General features: G+C 53.4%; 10 protein-coding genes and 1 pseudogene. 7 read left to right on the plus strand and 4 right to left on the minus strand.

Annotated features, from left to right (window positions below; genetic code table 11):
• Both QJQ48_RS05070 and QJQ48_RS05075 read left to right on the plus strand, forming a co-directional pair.
• Positions 1-769: pseudogene (locus QJQ48_RS05070) on the plus strand (beta-glucosidase); the annotation flags it as partial.
• 34 nt (positions 770-803) lie between these two features.
• Positions 804-1,070: a DUF3493 domain-containing protein gene (locus QJQ48_RS05075; protein ID WP_346290121.1), complete on the plus strand. Its 267-nt coding sequence runs from the start codon at positions 804-806 to the stop codon at positions 1,068-1,070.
• Between the two features lie 16 nt (positions 1,071-1,086).
• Here the strand turns inward: QJQ48_RS05075 and QJQ48_RS05080 are convergent, their stop codons facing one another.
• The 4 genes from QJQ48_RS05080 to QJQ48_RS05095 all read right to left on the minus strand — a co-directional run bounded on the left by QJQ48_RS05080 (position 1,087) and on the right by QJQ48_RS05095 (position 5,934).
• Entirely contained in the window at positions 1,087-2,307 is a 1,221-nt protein-coding gene (locus QJQ48_RS05080; RefSeq protein WP_346290122.1) for an acetate kinase, read from the minus strand.
• 160 nt (positions 2,308-2,467) lie between these two features.
• Positions 2,468-3,106 carry a histidine phosphatase family protein gene (locus QJQ48_RS05085; protein WP_346290123.1) on the minus strand — a complete coding sequence of 213 codons (639 nt, stop codon included), beginning with the start codon at positions 3,104-3,106 and terminating at the stop codon, positions 2,468-2,470.
• A 134-nt stretch (positions 3,107-3,240) separates the two neighbouring features.
• Positions 3,241-5,628, minus strand: a complete 2,388-nt coding sequence (locus QJQ48_RS05090; RefSeq protein WP_346290124.1) for a phosphoketolase family protein — start codon at positions 5,626-5,628, stop codon at positions 3,241-3,243.
• 156 nt (positions 5,629-5,784) lie between these two features.
• On the minus strand, positions 5,785-5,934 hold the full coding sequence (locus QJQ48_RS05095) for a hypothetical protein (protein ID WP_346290125.1): 150 nt from the start codon (positions 5,932-5,934) through the stop codon (positions 5,785-5,787).
• A gap of 244 nt (positions 5,935-6,178) precedes the next feature.
• Between QJQ48_RS05095 and QJQ48_RS05100 the strand changes: the two genes are divergently transcribed.
• From QJQ48_RS05100 to QJQ48_RS05120, 5 genes are all read left to right on the plus strand, one after another.
• Positions 6,179-6,712 (plus strand): Dps family protein, encoded by a 534-nt coding sequence (locus tag QJQ48_RS05100; RefSeq protein ID WP_346290126.1) that lies wholly within the window; start codon positions 6,179-6,181, stop codon positions 6,710-6,712.
• 128 nt (positions 6,713-6,840) lie between these two features.
• Entirely contained in the window at positions 6,841-8,247 is a 1,407-nt protein-coding gene (locus QJQ48_RS05105; RefSeq protein WP_346290127.1) for a sodium/proline symporter, read from the plus strand.
• Between the two features lie 191 nt (positions 8,248-8,438).
• Positions 8,439-10,157, plus strand: a complete 1,719-nt coding sequence (locus tag QJQ48_RS05110; RefSeq protein ID WP_346290128.1) for a ShlB/FhaC/HecB family hemolysin secretion/activation protein — start codon at positions 8,439-8,441, stop codon at positions 10,155-10,157.
• A 163-nt stretch (positions 10,158-10,320) separates the two neighbouring features.
• Positions 10,321-14,193 carry a two-partner secretion domain-containing protein gene (locus tag QJQ48_RS05115; RefSeq protein ID WP_346290129.1) on the plus strand — a complete coding sequence of 1,291 codons (3,873 nt, stop codon included), beginning with the start codon at positions 10,321-10,323 and terminating at the stop codon, positions 14,191-14,193.
• A gap of 170 nt (positions 14,194-14,363) precedes the next feature.
• Positions 14,364-19,205 (plus strand): two-partner secretion domain-containing protein, encoded by a 4,842-nt coding sequence (locus QJQ48_RS05120; RefSeq protein ID WP_346290130.1) that lies wholly within the window; start codon positions 14,364-14,366, stop codon positions 19,203-19,205.
• Positions 19,206-19,321: the final 116 nt, after the last annotated feature.

Below are 19,321 nucleotides of genomic sequence, written 5' to 3' on the forward strand. Positions count from 1 at the left end.
GGCAGTGCTGGCCCTAGAGGCTGGAGCGGATGTATTGCTGATGCCGTCTGATCCGGAGGGCGTGATCAAGGCTGTCTGCGAAGCGGTACAGACGGGTCGCCTGAGTTCTGAACGGATTCAGTCGGCCTTAGAGCGGCTCTGGCGGGCTAAGCTCAAGGTGGCTTCTCCCTATCAGCCCAGCCAGACTTCTAAACATGCCTGGGAGCATATCCCCCCACCGCCAGTCCAGCTAGAGCAGCTAGCTCAGCCAGCCCTGCGGCAGCTAGCCGCCGAAATTCTGCGGGAGTCTACCTGCCATAGCCCTACCCGACTAACGCCAGCCCAGCCACTACAGAATCTAATCGTGACCGATGATTGGCTAAACAGTCGGTTTCTCAGCCGCACTGCCCCAGCGATCGCTCTGCCAGCCCAGCTTGGCGGCTCGCTGCAAATCATAGACACGCAGAGCACCGGGGCAGCCTTGGTGGACTGCCAGCAACCCACCCTGCTCCAGCTTTTTATTCGCGGCAACCCTTTTCGCGGCAGTGCTGACGTCACCCAGCTAGCCCAAACCTGGCTGAGTGCTCTCATTCAGACCCAACAGCTACAGGGCTTAGTGGTTTACGGCAGTCCCTACGCCTGGCAGCAGTTCCTGCCGCAGCTACCGCCCAATACGCCCTACTGCTTTACCTATGGGCAAATGGCAGCGGCCCAAGCGATCGCCTTAGAAGCCTTGTTTACTGCTGATACTTTCAAATCAGCCTCGCAGGTAAGCCGCTTTACTGATTAGATAAAACTTGGAGCCTTGTTGCCAACAAATTCCCATGCCAGATAATCGACCGTCCAATCAGCCCCCCAGAGGCATGAGCCGCGAAAAATACGAACGGCTTAAAGCTGAAGCTAAAGCGCCCTACAAAGGACTGCGCAAATTTATCTACGGCACATTTGGGGCTTCAGGTCTAATCGGCGCATTTGTCTTTCTCGCCCAAACGCTGGCCGGACGGGAAGTGGGCACGGCATTGCCCAATCTAGCGCTACAGCTAGGCGTTGTGGCGTTGATGGTGTGGCTATGGCGGTTGGAGAGCGATTGAGCTTGTCAGGACAGTGCTAATTCTCTTGGGCTAACCGCCAGCAGTCACGAGCGATCGCCCATTCTTCTTGCGTGTGAATCACTAACACCTGCACTGCCGAGTCTGGGGTGGAGATGATTTGGTCTTGGGGCGATCGCTTTAACTTTTCTTGATCTAGGGCTAGCCCCAAAAAGCTAAACGCTTCTCCTACCGCCTGCCAGATTAGGGGCGTATTTTCGCCGATCCCTGCCGTCAGTACCAGCCCGTCTAAACCGCCCAGAACCCCCAGCATCGCGCCTATGTGTCGTCGCAGTGAGTGAATAAACATGTCCAGCGCTAGCTGAGCGCGATCGTGGCCCTGAGCGATCGCTTCGGTAATCTGTCGCATGTCACCCGATGCGCCAAAAATCCCCTTCAGACCTGATTCTTTATTCAGCAAGTGATTGAGCTGCTGAATATTGTAGGAATCCTGCTGTAAAAGCTGCAGCACCAGCCCTGGATCGACTGAGCCGCTGCGACTGCCCATCATCAGCCCTTCTAGGGGCGTATAGCCCATTGTGGTGTCGAGGCTGCGGCCATTTTGCACCGCAGCCAGAGAGCAGCCATTGCCTAAATGACAGGTAATCAGCCGCAAGTCTGCCAGCGGTTTTTCTAGCAACTGCGCTGCCCGCTGCCCGCAGTATTGGTGGCTAATGCCGTGAAATCCATAGCGGCGGATGCCCTGCGATCGCCAGTCGTAGGGTACCGCATAGGTAAAAGCGGCTTCTGGCATTTGGGCGTGGAAGGCGGTGTCAAAGGCGGCTACCTGAGGCACGTTGCCGAGGATCCCAGCGATCGCTTCAATGCCTTCTAAATTACGCGGGTTGTGCTCCGGCGCTAGGGGAATCAAGTCTTCAATGGTCTGCTTCACGGCGGCGTCAATTCGGACGCTGTCGTGGTATTTCTCGCCGCCGTGAACGACCCGGTGGCCGACGATAGCGATCGACTTTGGTCCCGCAACGACCTGAGTTTTGCCGCTCCACAGGGTTTCGAGGAGCTGAGCTAGCCCTTCTTGCCGCGACGAAACCGACAGCACTGTCTCCTCTGTCTCTCCTGTCGCCGTTTTGACTGTCCGCTCAACTTTGCCTTGCTGATGGGTCCAGTCGAGCTGCCCTTGCCAGAGCGGCTCTGGCGGATCGTTTGGCAGCGAGTCAGCTGCAAGATCGTAGAGGCAGCATTTGTGGCTGCTGGATCCGGCGTTGAGGATGAGAATGTGCATGAGCTTGAGGAGCTTTTAATAAGAGCGATCGCGGCGGGGCAGGTTTGGTTGAGAGATGGCGGTCATAGCTGAAACATGTTGGCGCAATCTGCCTGTCCGGATTTTTCTCAGCTCGGGCAGATCTCTGTCTTCCTCATTTCCCTGACTGCTATCTCTGCCCTTATGTCCCTGGCAGATTGCGCAGTTCAGCGGGCAGGTGGGCGCGATCGCCGTGGCTTCTGAGCAGCGGCCCGTGTACGTCAAACTCAATAGTGCTGACGGAGGCGACAGGCATGGCTACGCGATCGCGGTAGCGGCCCAGATCAATACCGAGGAGGTTGCAGAGAACAATCCGCGTCGTGGATTTGTGGGAAACCACTAGGACATTACCGGAGGTATGCTTTTCCTCAATTTCTGCCATTACCAGGGCGGCGCGGCTGCCTACCTGCACAGCGGTTTCGCCGCCGGTGGGTGGGTTCCAGGCGGGTTCGGTGAGCCAGCGCACGTAGTCGTCGGGAAATTCGCGGTGAACAGTGGGTTTATCTTTGCCTTCCCACTGGCCAAAGTCCATTTCTTTCAGCCCGTCTCGGAGCTGCATCTCCAGTCCGGTTAGCTCACAGATTGGCGTCGCCGTAGCAACGGTGCGCTTCATGGGGCTGACGTAAATGGCTTCCCACTGGAATGACTGATAGGCTTTGGCAAACGCCTCGGCCATAGCTTTGCCTACATCGGTCAGATCTGGATCTGAAACACCACAAAAGCCATCATTGCGGCTGGATTCGGTTTCACCATGTCGCAAGAAATAGACGGTCAAGCTCATATTTTTTTAAATTTAGCGGCTAAAGTTAGTTCCCTGATTTCAGGAACTAGGTTTCTGTGATCTTACTAGAGCCAAGGCTTTCGCTTTGGCCTCAGAAACCTAATTCCGGTTTTTGGCTTTGACCAGAGCTTTCCTTAATACGGCCACTTCCAGTCGCGGATTTCGGGCATGTCTTCGCCGTGCTCGTAGACATACTGTTTGTGCTCTACGAACTTGTCGTGAATCATCTGCTTCACGTGGGCCTTTTGATAGACGAAGCGGGGGATGCGATCGAGGGCATCATCCGCTAGGCTAAAGCGATCGATCTCGTTGCGCACCACCATGTCAAAGGGCGTGGTGGTGGTGCCTTCTTCTTTGTAACCCCGCACGTGCAGATTGCCGTGGTTGGGGCGGCTATAGGTGAGACGGTGAATCAGCCAGGGATAGCCATGAAAAGCAAAGATAATCGGCTTGTCGGGGGTAAACATGCTGACAAAATCGACATCGCTGGTGCCGTGGGGATGTTCGCTGGCGGGCTGAAGCGCCATCAGGTCTACCACATTCACGACGCGAATCTTGATATCGGGCAGATGCTGACGCAGAAAATCTACAGCCGCCAGGGTTTCCTGAGTGGGTACATCGCCGCAGCAGGCCATCACGACATCCGGTTCACTGTCTTGGTCATTGCTGGCCCACTGCCAGATGCTCATGCCCTGGGTGCAGTGCTTAATGGCCTGGTCCATCGTTAGATACTGCAGTTCCGGCTGCTTGCCCGCCACGATGACGTTGACATAATTGCGGCTTTTGAGGCAGTGATCGGCTACTGACAGCAGGGTATTGGCATCGGGGGGCAGATAGACGCGGATGACGTCGGCCTTTTTGTTCACCACATGGTCGATAAAGCCAGGGTCTTGGTGCGAAAAACCATTATGATCCTGTCGCCAGACGTGGGACGTCAGCAGGTAGTTGAGGGAGGCAATGGGACGCCGCCAGGGAATCTCTTTCTTCGTTACCTTCAGCCACTTGGCGTGCTGGTTGAACATGGAGTCAATAATGTGGATGAAGGCTTCATAGCAGGAGAAAAAGCCGTGGCGTCCGGTGAGCAAGTAACCCTCTAGCCAGCCCTGACAGGTGTGCTCGCTAAGAATTTCCATGATGCGGCCATCGGGGCTGAGATCGCCGCCTTCGCTGTCTTCCGGAAGCCGGTCGGCCATCCAGGTGCGCTTGGTGACTTCTAACAGGGCGCTGAGGCGGTTGGAGGCGGTTTCGTCGGGGCCAAAGACACGGAACGTTTCCATATTGTGCTGCATCACATCCCGCAGAAAGGCGCCCAGCACTTTGGTTGCCTGTTCGTAGGTTGTACCTGGCTGATCGACGGTGATAGCGTAGTCCCGAAAGTCTGGCAAACTCAGGTCGCGTAGCAGAATGCCGCCGTTGGCATGGGGATTGGCTCCCATCCGTCGTTCGCCAGTGGGAGCAAGGGCTTTGAGTTCTGGAATGAGCTGGCCGTTTTCGTCAAACAGTTCCTCTGGCCGATAGCTTTTCATCCAGGCTTCGAGCTGCTGGACGTGGTCAGAATTTTTAGCGATGCCAGAAATAGGAACCTGGTGCGATCGCCAAAAATCCTCTACTTTCTTACCATCAACTGACTCTGGGCCAGTCCAACCTTTGGGCGATCGCAGCACAATCATCGGCCACTGCGGTCGCTGCACCTCATCGCCCTCACGAGCTGAGCGCTGAATTTCTTCAATCTCTTCCAAGGCTGCATCTAGCGTCCGTGCCATCGCCTGGTGCATTTTCTCTGGCTCGGAGCCTTCGACGAAATAGGGCTTGTAGCCATAGCCGACAAACAGGCTTTCTAACTCTTCATGGCTCATGCGGGCCATCAGCGTCGGGTTAGCAATTTTGTAGCCGTTGAGATGCAAAATCGGCAGCACTGCCCCGTCACGGGCCGGATTGAGAAATTTATTGGAGTGCCAAGCTGCCGCCAGTGGTCCGGTTTCTGCCTCGCCGTCACCAATGACGCAGGCGACCACTAGATCGGGATTGTCAAAGGCCGCACCGTAGGCATGAGAAAGGGAATAGCCCAGTTCGCCGCCTTCGTGGATCGATCCGGGCGTTTCAGGTGCCACGTGGCTAGGGACGCCGCCAGGAAAAGAAAACTGCTTAAACAGGCGTTTTATGCCAGTTTCGTTCTCGGCAATGTTGGGATAGTGCTCGCTATAGCTGCCTTCTAAATAGGTATTTGCCACCAGTCCAGGGCCACCATGCCCCGGCCCCGCAATGTAAATCATGCTGAGGTCACGCGCTTTAATCACCCGGTTGAGGTGAACATAGATGAAGTTAAGTCCTGGTGTGGTTCCCCAATGGCCTAACAAACGCGGCTTGATGTGGCTTTGCTGCAGGGGGGCTTTCAGCAGCGGATTATCTAATAAATAAATTTGACCGACAGATAAATAGTTGGCCGCTCGCCAGTAGGCATTCATCTGCTGTAGCGCTTCAGCAGAGAGCGGATAGGTATCGGTTGCTTGTATAGTAACCATTGCTAATTCCGATTTTTAAGGACTTCTTACTGTCTTCTCGTAATTTAGCGTCAATAACAATTTTATTCAGCTTTGAGAAGCTCTTTTATTGAAAGATTGCGGAGTAGGGTATTTAGATTTTTGAGCGAAGCGATCGCCTTTAAATCTATCAAAAGGTCAATTAGCAATTGGAGCAGAGGTTGAGCGGAAAAATGTATGGTTAATAACATCTATCGCTATACCGCCGTTCAGAAAAAGGCTGTTTGCTAAATGCGCAAAGCCCTTAGCAGCAAGAATCTGCTGGCTCAAGCCAGGTCGCTCAATCATTCTTCGCTCAATCAGTTTGGCCTAAGCGACAAAGCTTAATCTCTAGTAAAAGCTTTTCTAAAGAGTCATCAAGAAAAAATTCTATTTGCGACATCTACCCAAAGAAAGAAATCATTTACTTTAATCTGTTAGAAAACTAACTGAAGGGTTTAGACCTGCTTTCAAAGTAGGCTCTGTCTCCTGAAGGATGTTTCAAATCAATAAAATTTCTTTAATAGAAAGAGCAGTCAAAAGAATATTTTCTATGAAAAGCATTAACATTGGCCTCACAGAAGAACAACGCAATGGCGTTAACGATTTGTTGAATCGCGACCTGGCAGACGCATACCTGCTCATCATTAAGACCAAGAAGTACCACTGGGATGTGGTTGGTCCTCAGTTCCGTACCCTACATGAACTGTGGCAAGAGCAATACGAAGCAATTGCGCTCAACATCGACGCGATCGCTGAGCGGATCCGGACTTTGGGGGGTTACCCGGTTGGTACAGCAGAAGGTTTCCTGAAGCTAACCACCATCAAAGAGCACACCAACGACTTGCCTACCGCTACGGAAATGGTGGCTCGTCTCGTTGACGATCATGAGCAGATCATCCGCAATCTGCGCGAGCACATCGACAAGTGCCAAGACGACTACCATGATGAAGGTACTGCCGATTTCCTCACCGGCCTGATGGAAGCTCACGAAGAAATGGCTTGGATGCTACGTTCCTTCATTGAAGGCGAGCGCCTAGCTGCTGATGGCTCTAGCCGTGATGCCCGCACCCCAGTAACGGCGTAGGATCTCATCTTTTTAGAAACCGCTTGGGCGGGGGTGCGCACTGCATCCCCGCTTTTGTCTTGCCGCTGTATCTGTCACCCGTTGTAAAGCTTCGTTACACTACTAAATGTTCTAATTGATACGCTTAAATGTCCGAAACAGCCCCGATCGCCATTACCTTTGCTAGCTTCATTGCTTTATTTATCGGTGTGGGTCTTTATGCCAGTCGGCGTAAGAGCAGCACTAGCTCAGATTATTTACTGGCAGGCAGGGGTGTTAATTCGTGGCTAGCCGCTTTGTCTACCGTGGCGACAGGCAACAGCGGCTTTATGTTTATCGGGCTGATCGGATTTACCTATGAAACCGGGCTGTCAGCGATTTGGATCTCGGTTGGCTATTTGACGGGGGAAATTTGCGCTTGGCTTTCGGTACATAAGCGCCTGCGTCAGAATTCAGAAACGGCTAACTCAGAAACCATTGCTGATTTTCTGGGCCACGGTGTTGAGAATGGACGCTGGATAACGGCGACGGTGGCGCTGCTGACTTTGGGCTTTTTAGGAACTTATGCGGCGGCGCAGCTTCAGGCCGGTAGCAAAGCCCTTAGTGTTTTATTTGACTGGGATCTTGCCGTCGGCATTCTGCTGGGGGCGGCAATCGTAGCAATTTACTGCACCCTAGGCGGCATTCGCGCCTCGATCTGGGTTGGCTCAGTCCAGTCTATTTTGATGATTGGCTCCATGATCTTGCTGGCAGGAACAGCGATCGCCACAGTTGGCGGTTTCAGCGCTTTGGGACAGCAGCTTAAGGACATTAGTCCTGACTTAGTGAGTCCCTGGCCGACCCATCTGTTGTTTGGCGCTGTACCCTTCATCTTTGCCTGGGCCACCTCCGGCTTTGGTGTCATCGGTCAGCCTCATATTATGGTGCGGATGATGACCATTGATTCGGTTGAAAAAGTCAGTCGCACCCGCAACCTATATCTAGTTCTCAATATTGTTTTGTCGATCGCCGCTACGATTGTTGGCCTGACGGCGCGGGTACTCTTACCTGAACTCAGCGGTGGCGACCCGGAACTGGCCCTACCGGAACTGGCCACCCGGCTGCTACCTTCTCTCTGGGTGGGATTGGTGTTAGTCGGTCTGTTTTCCGCCACCATTTCAACCGCAGATGCCCAGGTACTTTCTTGCTCAGCCGCTTTAACCCAAGATTTATTACCCCTCAAACAGCGACCTGACTGGCTGATGAAGGCCGGTACTCTGTTTATGGTTGTCGTTGTTTTGGGACTGGCATTGGTTAGCCCAGATGATGTATTTACGCTGGTAACGTTTTCTTGGGCGGCTTTGGCGGCTGGACTGGGACCATTGATGGTAGTGCGGGTTTTTCGTCAGCCAATCAATACAACTACCGCGATCGCCATGATGTTGACAGGCGTTGGAGTAGCTCTTTTCTGGCGCATAGGTCTGCACTGGTCGCAGGATGTCTATGAAGTCCTGCCTGGCATGGTCGCCAGCACGCTGGTCTACCTCGCGGCTCGGCCTTGGCTACCTCCTCAATAGGTCAGAGGACTGCCTGCAGCGCTTTTGCCGCAGCGCCCCAACCCTAGCTCAGACGGAGCATTTTGCCGCTTGTCATCCCGGCTTAACCTGGACCTGACAGAGCGAGCGCTGTACAGCAAGCCCGTTTTAAGCTGCAATGGGGCTTAGGCTATTTTGGGATACTGCCTAAGCAAGCTTTGAAGGGATGACTTATGGTTTGGATCATGCTGCCTGCGATCGCCTTATCTGCTCAGCCCGTCAACACGTGGCAACCGTCAGCGCAGCTTGTGGCTCAACAGCCGCCTAACCTGCCAGATTTCACAGATCCGCCAGCAGAACTGCCCCCTCAGCCTCAGCCCCTACCCGCCCCCGAAGACCTGCTGCCGCTGCCTCCTCGCCCTGAGCTGCCGGAATCTGGACTAGACGTACCTGGTACGGTGGTGGTAGAGCAGTTTCAGGTAACGGGCAGTACGGTCTTTAGCCAGTCAGAACTCAGCAACGCGACTGCAGCTTATACCAACCGCCCAATTACCTTTGCTGAACTGTTTGAAGCTCGTTCCGCCATTACCCAGCTCTACGTGGAAGCAGGCTATATTACCTCCGGTGCCTTTATTCCCTCGGATCAAACCATTTCTGACGGCGTGGTGGAGATCCGAGTTGTGGAAGGCAAACTGGAAGAAATCGTGGTGGAAGGGTTAGAAAATCTCAATCCTAACTACGTGCGCAGCCGCATTGCAGTAGCTGCAGGCAAACCTCTAGACGTAGATCAGTTAATTGAAGGACTACAGCTACTACAAATCGATCCGTTAATTGAGTCTCTTTCGGCTGATTTGGCGGCAGGGACACAGACAGGCGGCAGCCTTTTGACCGTTAGCGTTGTTGAAGCTGACAGTACCCGGGGTGAGCTGACGGTCGATAATGGGCGATCGCCAACGGTAGGTACGCTGCGGCGGCGGGCGCAGATTAGCGAAGGCAATCTGGTAGGGCTAGGCGATCGCTTAGTGCTGGGCTACAGCCAAACTGACGGCAGCGATGCCTGGGATTTGAGCTATACGGTGCCTTTCAATCCTTATAACGGCACCATCGGTTTGCTTTACAGCACCAGTGACAGCCGCGTTATTGAAGACGACTTCGAGATTCTCGATATTGAGTCTGATTCAGAAGCGATTGAGCTGACGCTGCGCCAGCCTGTCTTACAAACCCCCAACCAAGAATTTGCTTTGGGACTCACGCTGTCCCATGATGTCAGCCGCAGTACGTTTCAGCTACCGGGTACCGATCGCCTGGGATTTCCCACGCCAGGGGCTGATGCGGGTGGAGAAATACAAATTACGGCCTTACGCTTCAGCCAAGAATGGACACAGCGACAGGTTGATCAAGTGATTGCCCTGCGATCGCAGTTTAATCTCGGTATCGACTGGTTTGAAGCAACGATCAACGACAATGACCAGCCCGATAGCCGCTTTTTTAGCTGGCAGGGTCAGGCCCAATGGGTGAAGTTGTTGTCTCGTGACACCCTACTGCTGGCCCGGCTCAATACTCAGCTCGCCGATCGCCCCTTACTCTCTTTAGAGCAGTTTCGGATCGGAGGTCAGGGCAGCGTGCGGGGCTACCGCCAAGATAGAACCACAGCCGATAGCGGCTTATTTGCCTCTTTAGAGGTGCGGCTGCCGATTTTACGAATTCCGGAATGGGAAAGCCTAGTGCAGCTAACGCCCTTTGTAGACTATGGGCTGGCCTGGAACCGGGGCGATCGCCCTGCACCGGATGCCGATGAACTGGCGTCTGTAGGCATTGGACTGTTGTGGCAAGCAGGCGATCGGGTTACGGCGCGGCTGGACTGGGGTATTCCCCTCATTGAGGACAATGCCGACGGCGACTCTCTGCAGGAAAACGGCATCCTATTTACGCTGACGGGTACCTTATTCTAATCCCGCATTTTCACATAAACTTTATCTCTTCTTTATAGAACCTACAAAGTATCTCCGCGATAATGCGGATACGCATTCCCTGTAGCCCATCATTAAGCAGCTCGTAGACGGCCTGAGGCCATTGCATCGCTGACTTCCTACTCATTAGGGTGATCTCAACGTTATGGGCATTTACCAACAGGGAATGCGACTTCAAGTCGCGTTGCGGTTTGGTGTGGCGGCAGTTTTAGTTGGGGGCAGCGGGGCGATCGCCCAGATTACGCCCGATGCCACCCTCGGCAGCGAAGCCTCAGTCGTTGCTCCTGACGCAGACGTGCGTGGCGGCTCAGCAGACCTCATCCAAGGCGGGGCGGTGCGCGGGGTCAACCTCTTCCACAGCTTTGCTGACTTCAACGTGGCCGAACTGCAGCGGGTCTACTTTGCCAATCCCGCAGGCATCGAGAATATCCTGGGCCGCGTCACCGGCAGCAGCGCTTCTGACATCCTCGGCACTCTCGGCGTGGACGGCAGCGCCAACCTGTTCTTGCTCAATCCCAACGGCATCGTCTTCGGCCCCAATGCCCAACTCGACATCACAGGTTCTTTTCTTGCCAGCACTGCTGCTGCCTTTGACTTTAACGGTCAGCTTTTCAGCGCTACCGACCCGGCTGTACCGACGCTGCTCACCGTCAGTCTCACCCCCGGCTTGCAGTACAGCGCTGCTCAGCGCGGTGAGATTCGCACTCAGGCAGCTCTGGCAGCGGGGCAAGACCTGCGGCTAGACGGAGTGAATCTGGACTTGAGCGGCGAGCTGACTGCTGGCAGGAATCTGGTTCTGCAAGCTCAGGAGAGGGCGCAGATCCGAGACAGTGCGGCTAGTCCGTTCATTGCGGCAGCGGGGGGGGAGTTGGAGATACAGGGCAACGAGCAGGTTGACATCTTTGCGCTAGCTCATCCTGAGAGCGGTTTGTTTGCAGGGGGCGACCTGATTCTGCGTTCAGGCAGTCCGGTGATTGGTGATGCTTACTTCTGGAGTGGTGGCAGCTTTCGGGTGGAACAGCTAGACGGCAGCACTAACAGTTTGCTCAGTCCGAATGACCCGGTGATTACCGCAGGCGGCAACGTGACGTTTACCAGCTATGTAGGTGGCTCGCTGCGAGTAGTGGCGGGTGGGGTTGTCAACATCGGCAGCATTACCATCAATGGCACCGACCCCAGTTTTCCAGATGAGACGGTGCCGCTCTCTCGGACACTGCCGGATGGTACTAATTCAGTTCTAGTTAACGGCAGCGATCGCCCGGTAGCCGACATTCGGGCGGGTGTGACCAATATGGGTGCACCACCGGGCATAGCAGGTACACCAATACCTAACGGATTACAAACGCCCAGCCAGCAGCCTATACGTGCAGATATTTTAGTTGACCGCATCACTATAAATCAGCCCAATGGCTTGGTGTTTCTGAGTAATCAATATCAGCCGAATAACTTAGCGGGCAATATTGAAATTGAAGATATTGATGTGAGCGTCAACAGCGGTAATGCCGGTGAGGTGCTGATAGACTCACGCGGGGCTATTGATCTAACCGGAACAATAAACACTTCCAATAATGCGATAGAGAGGTTTGCAAGATTTCCAATTGGGCCAGTCCCAACTAGCGGCAATGGCGGGGCTATTACTTTTTTAGCAAGTGAAGATATTACTTTGAATCCAGGGGCCACAATTGAAACGATTGGGGCAGCGGGCGGTCAAGTAACTTTAGAGAGCGATCGCCAGATTCTTGTCAACCGTGGCATTATCAGCAGCATTTCGGTAGATGCTGATTCCCCTGATGTTGGTGATATTGAACTGTCTGCTTTTGATGTCATTGTTGCTAATGGAGGATTAGTAGCAACTGCCGCTGCTTTCAGTGGTACCGGTTCTGGTAAAGGGGGAACTGTTTGGATTCGCAGTGCTAATCGAGTTGCTGTAATCAATGATGATGTTCTCAATTCGCCTATTAAGCCTGTTAACACTACAACAACCAATCTTTTGCTCATAGCGGCTAGAGGTACAGCCATTGGTACTTCTAACTTGTTTACGGCAAGTTCAGGTGACGTGATAATCGAGACAGAACGGCTGCAAATGCAAAATTTAGCTGACCCAGCTACCGAAACGCGGGCTGGCATCGCTACATTTACAGATTCGTTCAGCAGCGGTAGCAGTGGTGATATTACCGTTATTGCTAGACGCTCCGTTGAGATTACAGGTAATCAAACTGACCCATCTCTTAATCCGGCACTGACTGAACCCCTGGGTGTAGCTTTAGCCCAAAGAGTAATTAGTATTAGAACCGGGATTACTGCTGCGACTAACGGTACAGGCAAAGCTGGTGACATTGATATTAAAACTCAGGTGCTAACAATACGAGATAGCGCTGGAATTAGTGCTGGCTCCGTTGGCTCTGGTTTAGGTGAAGGCGGCTTGGTAAAAATTGCTGCAACAGATTCAGTTCAACTTGATGGATTTGCCGCGATCGCTACGGGGACTGTCGGCGTAGGTAACGGTGGTGATGTTCAGATAAAAACTCCCCAAGCTATTTTTCGCAACGGTTCTGGCATTGCAGCAGACAGCGTAAATGATGGCAATGCAGGCCAAATTGACCTGCAAGTAGATGATTTGACCGTTGCCTCTGGCTCTCGGATTGGGGCAGCTACGTCTGATTCTGGCGATGGCGGCGAAGTTGCAATCAGTGCTAGCAACTCTGTCACTGTTGAAGGCACATCCCCGCTGAATTCGACCATATCTAGCGGTATTTACACGAGTGCTGAAGGTCAAAATATCGCTAATGCAGGATCTATTAACATCACAACCGATCGCTTAACCATTCGCAACGGAGGCCGAGTTTCCGCCGAATCTCAGGGAGCAGGACAAGCGGGCAGCCTAACAGTTAACGACGCTGAGCTAGTTGAAGTGATAGGCACATCAACCGACGGCAGCACCCCCAGTCAACTCCTTTTTGACTCCCAGCGCGGCGGCGATGCAGGGGAGCTAAACATCGACACTCAGCAGCTCATCGTCAGAGAGGGCGGGCGCGTTACGGCTACCACATTTAATCAAGGGCAAGGTGGCTTGCTCAATGTGGATGCAGAAGACGCTGTAATTGTAGAAGGAACCGACTCAGCGCTGAGATTTGAAAGTCGCGGTGCTGGGGATGCCAGAGGCATTGCCATCAACACAGATCGCCTACAGGTCGCTCAAGGAGGACAAATCACGGTCAGCGGAACCGGGACAGGCAGATCTGGAGATTTGGCAGTCACCACTGAGGGGATTGCCCTAAATCAAGGACAACTGCGTTCCAATACATTGCAAAGCGATGGCGGCAATATTGATCTGCAAGTTAATGGCTCCATTGGGATGCGCAATGCTAGTGAGATTTCAGCAGAAGCTTTTAGCACCGCTAACGGTGGCAACATTTTTCTAACGGTAGACGGCTTGATTGTCGCAGTGCTAGAGGAAAATAGCGACGTGGTAGCCAATGCTCAGCTGGGCAGGGGCGGCAATATTACGGCTGAGGCAGCTCGAATTTTTGGCTTTCGCGCTTTTCAGGGAGTGCGCACACCGATAAGTGACTTTACCTCAGCCACGCCTCTGGGCATCGATGGCGGCTTTGACGTGCTGCAGCAAGGCCGCAATGTTGACGAGTTTCCGGTGCTGGACTTTGTAGATCCAACCCGTCTGATTGATCGCCGTTGTGAACTACAGGGCCGTAACGACGAAAACAGTTTTGTGATTACAGGATATGGCGGTCTTCCAGCTTCACCCGCTCAGCCACTTATGGAGGAAGGCTTTTTAGCCGATTTGGGGCCCATACCACTCCAGCCAGAGATGAACCGTTCTGAAGCTGAACCAAGGGCGATCGCCGCTGCAGGTCTTGACCCTGAAATTATTATCGAACCGCAGGGCTGGGTGCGAGATGAGGCGGGAACGATCCGCCTAGTTGCAGGTAGTCAGACGATCGCATGGCCTCATCTAGTCGCTCATACTTGCCGCACTCCAGCAACGACAGCTTCTGAGTGAATCTTTGAGAACTTATTGTTTCTCGGTACATCTTTATAAGAGTTTCAAAAAAATATCCCGAAAGCGAAGTTATTATCCGTGTAATCCCGGACGTTTTTCGATTGAACTAGAGGGCGCTGCTTGCTTAAGGCGATCGCGCTCTGGTTTGCGATGTCTCATCTCAGTAGTTAATGCTTATCTTAAAAATGCAGCCGCGATCGCTAGCAGTCTTGTTTTTTGCTGTGCTCACGGCTTTGGTAAGTGAGAAGAGGGCGATCGCCCAGATTACGCCCGATGCCACCCTCGGCAGCGAAGCCTCAATTGTTGCTCCTGACGCAGACGTGCGCGGCGGCTCAGCAGAGCTAATTCAGGGAGGCGCTACGCGTGGGGTCAACCTCTTCCACAGCTTTGCTGACTTCAACGTGGCCGAACTGCAGCGGGTCTACTTCGCCAATCCCATAGGCATTGAGAATATCCTGGGCCGCGTCACCGGCAGCAGCGCTTCTAACATCCTCGGCACCCTCGGTGTAGACGGCAGCGCCAACCTGTTTCTGCTCAATCCCAACGGCATCGTCTTCGGCCCCAATGCTCAGCTTGACATCACAGGTTCTTTTGTCGCCAGCACTGCCGCTGCCTTTGACTTCAACGGTCAGCTTTTCAGCGCCACCGACCCAACTGTACCGACGCTGCTCACCGTCAGCCTCACCCCTGGCTTGCAGTACAGTGCTGCTCAGCGCGGTGAGATTCGCACTCAGGCAGTTCTGGCAGCGGGGCAAGACCTGCGGCTAGACGGAGTGAATCTGGACTTGAGCGGCGAGCTGACTGCTGGCAGGAATCTGGTTCTGCAAGCTCAGGAGAGGGCGCAGATCCGAGACAGTGTGGCTAGTCCGTTCATCGCAGCAGCAGGGGGGGAGCTAGAGATACAGGGCAACGAGCAGATTGACATCTTTACGCTGGCTCATCCTGAGAGTGGTTTGTTTGCGGGCAGTGACCTAATTCTGCGTTCAGGCAGTCCGGTGATTGGTGATGCTTATTTCTGGAGCGGTGGCAGCTTCCGGGTAGAGCAGCTAGACGGCAGCGCTAACAGTTTGCTGAGTCCGAATGACCCGGTGATTCGAGCCGGAGGAGATGTCAGCTTTAGCCGCTATGAAGGGGCGTCGCTCCACGTTCTGGCTAGAGGCTCAGTGACGATTGGGGATGTGATTATTAACGGCGTTGACAGCGCCAACTTTTTAAGGGAGACCGTCAGCCTTTCGCGGACTTTGCCGGATGGCACTGACACGGTGCAAATTGACGGCAGCGCTCAGCCAACGCTAGATATTCGTGCGGGTGTGACCAATGTGGGCGCACCTGTTGGACTGACTGGTTCTCCTGCCCCTAACGGTTTGCAGCTTTCGATCAATCAGCCTGAGCGGGCTGATATTGCCGTCGATCGCATCACTATAGAGCAGCCTAATGGCTTGGTGTTTCTGAGTAATCAGTATCGACCTAATGATTTGGCTGGAGCTATTTCTGTTCGAGGCATTGATACCCGCAATGCTAGCGGCAGCGGCGACGTGGTAATCGACTCACGCAGCGACATTACCCTCAATAGCTACGGAGCCATTCGCACGAATGGTCGGCCTGATACAGTAGGCGCAGCGGGGGATGTAAATTTAATTGCAGCAGGCGATGTCACCTTGGCGGAACGGTCTTTAATTCAGACCCGTGCTTACGGGGATGGCGCGGGCGGAGACATCACCGTTCTGGCTCGTGGCTTAACGATGAATAACCGTACTCAGCTAGACACCAGCACGCGAGGTACTGGCTTGGGGGGGGATATTAATCTGAATCTGCGCGGTGCCTTAACGCTAAGAGGCACCAATACCCGTATTGTCAGCTTGGTGGAACCAGGGGCTATAGCCAACAGCGGTGATATCAATATTCGGGCGGGTTCTTTGGCAGTTACCAATGGGGCTGGTATCTATAACGGCGTTCGCGGCACGGGAAATGCGGGCGCAATCAACATCCGTGTCCGAGATGAAGTGGTGATTGATGGCTTTGGCGGTGGTTCCAACAGCGCCATTATTAATTCTGTGCTGTCAGGAGGGACGGGGGGGAGCGGCGATATTGATCTACAGGCGGGTTCCCTATCGCTGATTGACGGCGGCATGATCTCTACTCAGATTGGCGTAGACGGCGATTTAGAGGCTCAAGGGAGTGCTGGCAACTTAAATTTAGCTGTTCGAGATAATGTGCTAATCTCCGGGCCAGCGATCGATAAAACTTTGCCTGATGCGGACATTCAAGCGCCGCCAGTGGTAGGCACTGTAGATGTTTTCTTCCTGGCAGACAATACCAGCAGTATGAGAAGCATTATCACAGCGGTCAGAAGCAATGCATCTGATGTCTTGACTGCTTTGGCTGGGGACGACCCGCGATTTAGCGAGGTCAGTGTCAATTTTGGTGTCGGTCAATATCAGCGCGATCCTCGTGAAAGCTCCTCTTCAACGACTCCTTATAGACTTCAACAGTCTATTACCGAAAGCGCATCAGAAGCTCAAACAGCTATTAATGACTGGTCTGCTTTTGGAGGCGGAGACCGACCGGAGGGCAATTTCTTTGCTTTACAACAGGTTGCAACATCAGGGGCGTCAACAGATGCGATAGGAGGTACGGATCCGGGTATCGCAACTAATCAAGCTACTGGCTGGCGAAATAATGCTGAACGGGTCATTATCTGGTTTGGTGATGCTGTTTCACACACAACAACTGTTGATCAGACTGAAGCTATTAATGCTTTGGTAACGAACGATATTCAGGTTGCTGCTATCAATACCCTTAGTTCAGGTACTGGCATTGATGCCAATGGTCAGGCTAGCGCGATCGCCATAGCTACAGGCGGTAGCCTAGCCAACAACGTCAATACCGCTAACGTTGCCGACACAATTTTAACGGCGGTTGATGAGTCTCTGTTTCCTGACTACACCCTGGTTAATGGCCCCTCATCGACCACTAATATTCCCAGCGGGCTGTATACAGGTGGTTTGACAACTGGAGGTATCGGCGGCAACTTGCAGCTAGAGGCAGGCAGTCTACAAGTCCTTAATAGTGGCTTTATCAATAATGCGATCGCGGGTTCTGGTGCTGCGGGAACGGCTGATATTAACGTAGTTGGGACAATTGAAGTAGGGAATGGCGGGCAGATTGCCTCCAATACAGCAGGCAGTGGGGCAGGAGGCGATTTGACCCTCACGGCTGAGCAGCTATTGGTGCGTGACAATGCTCAAATTATTGCCTCTAGTATTAGCGATGGTGTAGGCGCAGCCTTAACGATCAACGTCGCTGATAGCATTACTGTCGCCAACAGCGGTGGCATTGGTACAACCTCTCTAAACGCCGGAGCCGCTGGTGACATCACCCTCACAGGCCGTCGCCTCTTCATCCGAGACGGCTCCATCATCAACTCGTCAACCCTCGGTTCTGAAAATGCAGGTGACATCACTGCCCGCTTTGGCAACTTAGTCGAAATCACCAACAGTAGTCAGTTTTCTGCCGATACCTTTGGCTCCGGCAGGGGGGGGAGCCTCAACCTAAATACTCGACTGCTCAGACTCTCAGGGAGCGAGATTTCCGCCGCCACCGTCGGCACGGGACCAGGGGGCAGCCTAAACGTGACAGCTTCCGACGCTGTTGAGCTAGTCAATAGTTCCCTGGTAACCGCAACGATTGGCACTGCTCCGGCAGGAGATGTGTCTGTAAACACTCGTCGGCTCACAGTCCGCGATGGCGGCGGCATTGAAGCAGGCACGACCGGAACAGGGGCCGGTGGCAACGTGAACGTGGTGGCCTCTGAGTCTATTGAACTCACAGGGACCTCAGAACCAATTACCTTGGAAGATCTTGAAGCGGCGATCGCTAGCAATCCAGTTGCAAGGGTTATTTTTAGCGACGGTGAGGTTGATCCGAGTCAGCTGCCAGGGCAATTCGGTATCAATATTATTGTCAATGATCCCAACTTTAGCGGCGTCGTTCCCAGCAAGATTTCGACCCTAGGTCAGTTAGGCAGCGAAGGAAATAGCGGCAACATCAGCGTCACGACTGGCAATTTTACAGTCAGTAACGGAGCCGAAGTCGCTACCGCTGCCTTTGGTGACGGCGACGGCGGGCAAGTAAACCTGCAAGCTAATAACTTAACTATTGCTAATACTGGACGGGTTATTAGTCGTGCCCAGGGACAAGGTACTGCTGGAGGAATCAATATTCAAGTAAACAATTCGCTCACTGCCAGCGGCGGCGAGATTTCGGCTAGCTCAGATAGGGCTGGGGGCGGCAATATCGGCGTCAATGCAGGCGTGTTCTTCCTGAATCGCGGTAGTCTCGTTAGCTCTAGCGTTTTTGACAGCACCGGGGGCGGCGGCAATATTGATATCAGCTCCAGCGCTTTCGTCGCCATCGAAGACAGCGATATCCTCGCCAATGCTGAATTTGGGCCGGGAGGCAATATCTCAATAAACTCTCCTGCTTTTCTGGCTGATTTGTTTTCCAATAGCCGAGCCACTCCTGTAGGCCGCAATCCCGGCAGCTTTGCTCAGTTTCGCGGCAATGGTCGGGTGGACATCTCGGTAGATTCTGCCTCCGGGACATCTGGCAATACGTCATTGCCAGATCTCGTTACCGATGAAGGGTTGGCCGAGCTGCCGATTGACCTGAGTGACCCCACCGGGCTGATCGATCGCAGTTGTCAGGCGCTAGGACGGAGCGAGAGGAATGAGTTCGTGGTGACGGGGCAGGGGGGACTGCCCAGCGACCCCAGTCAGCGGCTAGAGGAAGAGGGCTTTTTAGAAGACTTGGGGCCTCATGCGCTACAGCAGGATAGTTTGGGGGGTAGTCAACCAGCGAGTAATTTAGCTGAACCACCAGAGAGAATCATTGAACCCCAAGGTTGGACACGAGACGAGACAGGCGAGATTCGCCTGGTGGCTACTGTCTCGGCAGCCGCTCCTGATTTACATGAAGATACCTGCCGAGTTGCTGAGGAGGGTTTGAACTAATGTTTCTGAAGGCTAGTTTGAACGTGTTAATTTTTTCCTATCTTTACAAGGGCTTCAAAGATATCGCCCAAAAGTGACTATAGGATCCGTGTAATCCCGGACTTTCTCTCGGTGTT

It is taken from the genome of Sphaerothrix gracilis Ecp01, assembly GCF_030405905.1.
GTDB classification, from domain to species: domain Bacteria; phylum Cyanobacteriota; class Cyanobacteriia; order Phormidesmidales; family Phormidesmidaceae; genus Sphaerothrix; species Sphaerothrix gracilis.

Excerpts from the sequence above, each read along its gene's own strand:
- QJQ48_RS05075 (WP_346290121.1), top strand. The coding sequence starts at position 804 with ATGCCAGATAATCGACCGTCCAATCAGCCCCCCAGAGGCATGAGCCGC.
- QJQ48_RS05080 (WP_346290122.1), bottom strand. The coding sequence starts at position 2,307 with ATGCACATTCTCATCCTCAACGCCGGATCCAGCAGCCACAAATGCTGC.
- QJQ48_RS05085 (WP_346290123.1), bottom strand. The coding sequence starts at position 3,106 with ATGAGCTTGACCGTCTATTTCTTGCGACATGGTGAAACCGAATCCAGC.
- QJQ48_RS05090 (WP_346290124.1), bottom strand. The coding sequence starts at position 5,628 with ATGGTTACTATACAAGCAACCGATACCTATCCGCTCTCTGCTGAAGCG.
- QJQ48_RS05095 (WP_346290125.1), bottom strand. The coding sequence starts at position 5,934 with ATGATTGAGCGACCTGGCTTGAGCCAGCAGATTCTTGCTGCTAAGGGC.
- QJQ48_RS05100 (WP_346290126.1), top strand. The coding sequence starts at position 6,179 with ATGAAAAGCATTAACATTGGCCTCACAGAAGAACAACGCAATGGCGTT.
- QJQ48_RS05105 (WP_346290127.1), top strand. The coding sequence starts at position 6,841 with ATGTCCGAAACAGCCCCGATCGCCATTACCTTTGCTAGCTTCATTGCT.
- QJQ48_RS05110 (WP_346290128.1), top strand. The coding sequence starts at position 8,439 with ATGGTTTGGATCATGCTGCCTGCGATCGCCTTATCTGCTCAGCCCGTC.
- QJQ48_RS05115 (WP_346290129.1), top strand. The coding sequence starts at position 10,321 with ATGGGCATTTACCAACAGGGAATGCGACTTCAAGTCGCGTTGCGGTTT.
- QJQ48_RS05120 (WP_346290130.1), top strand. The coding sequence starts at position 14,364 with ATGCTTATCTTAAAAATGCAGCCGCGATCGCTAGCAGTCTTGTTTTTT.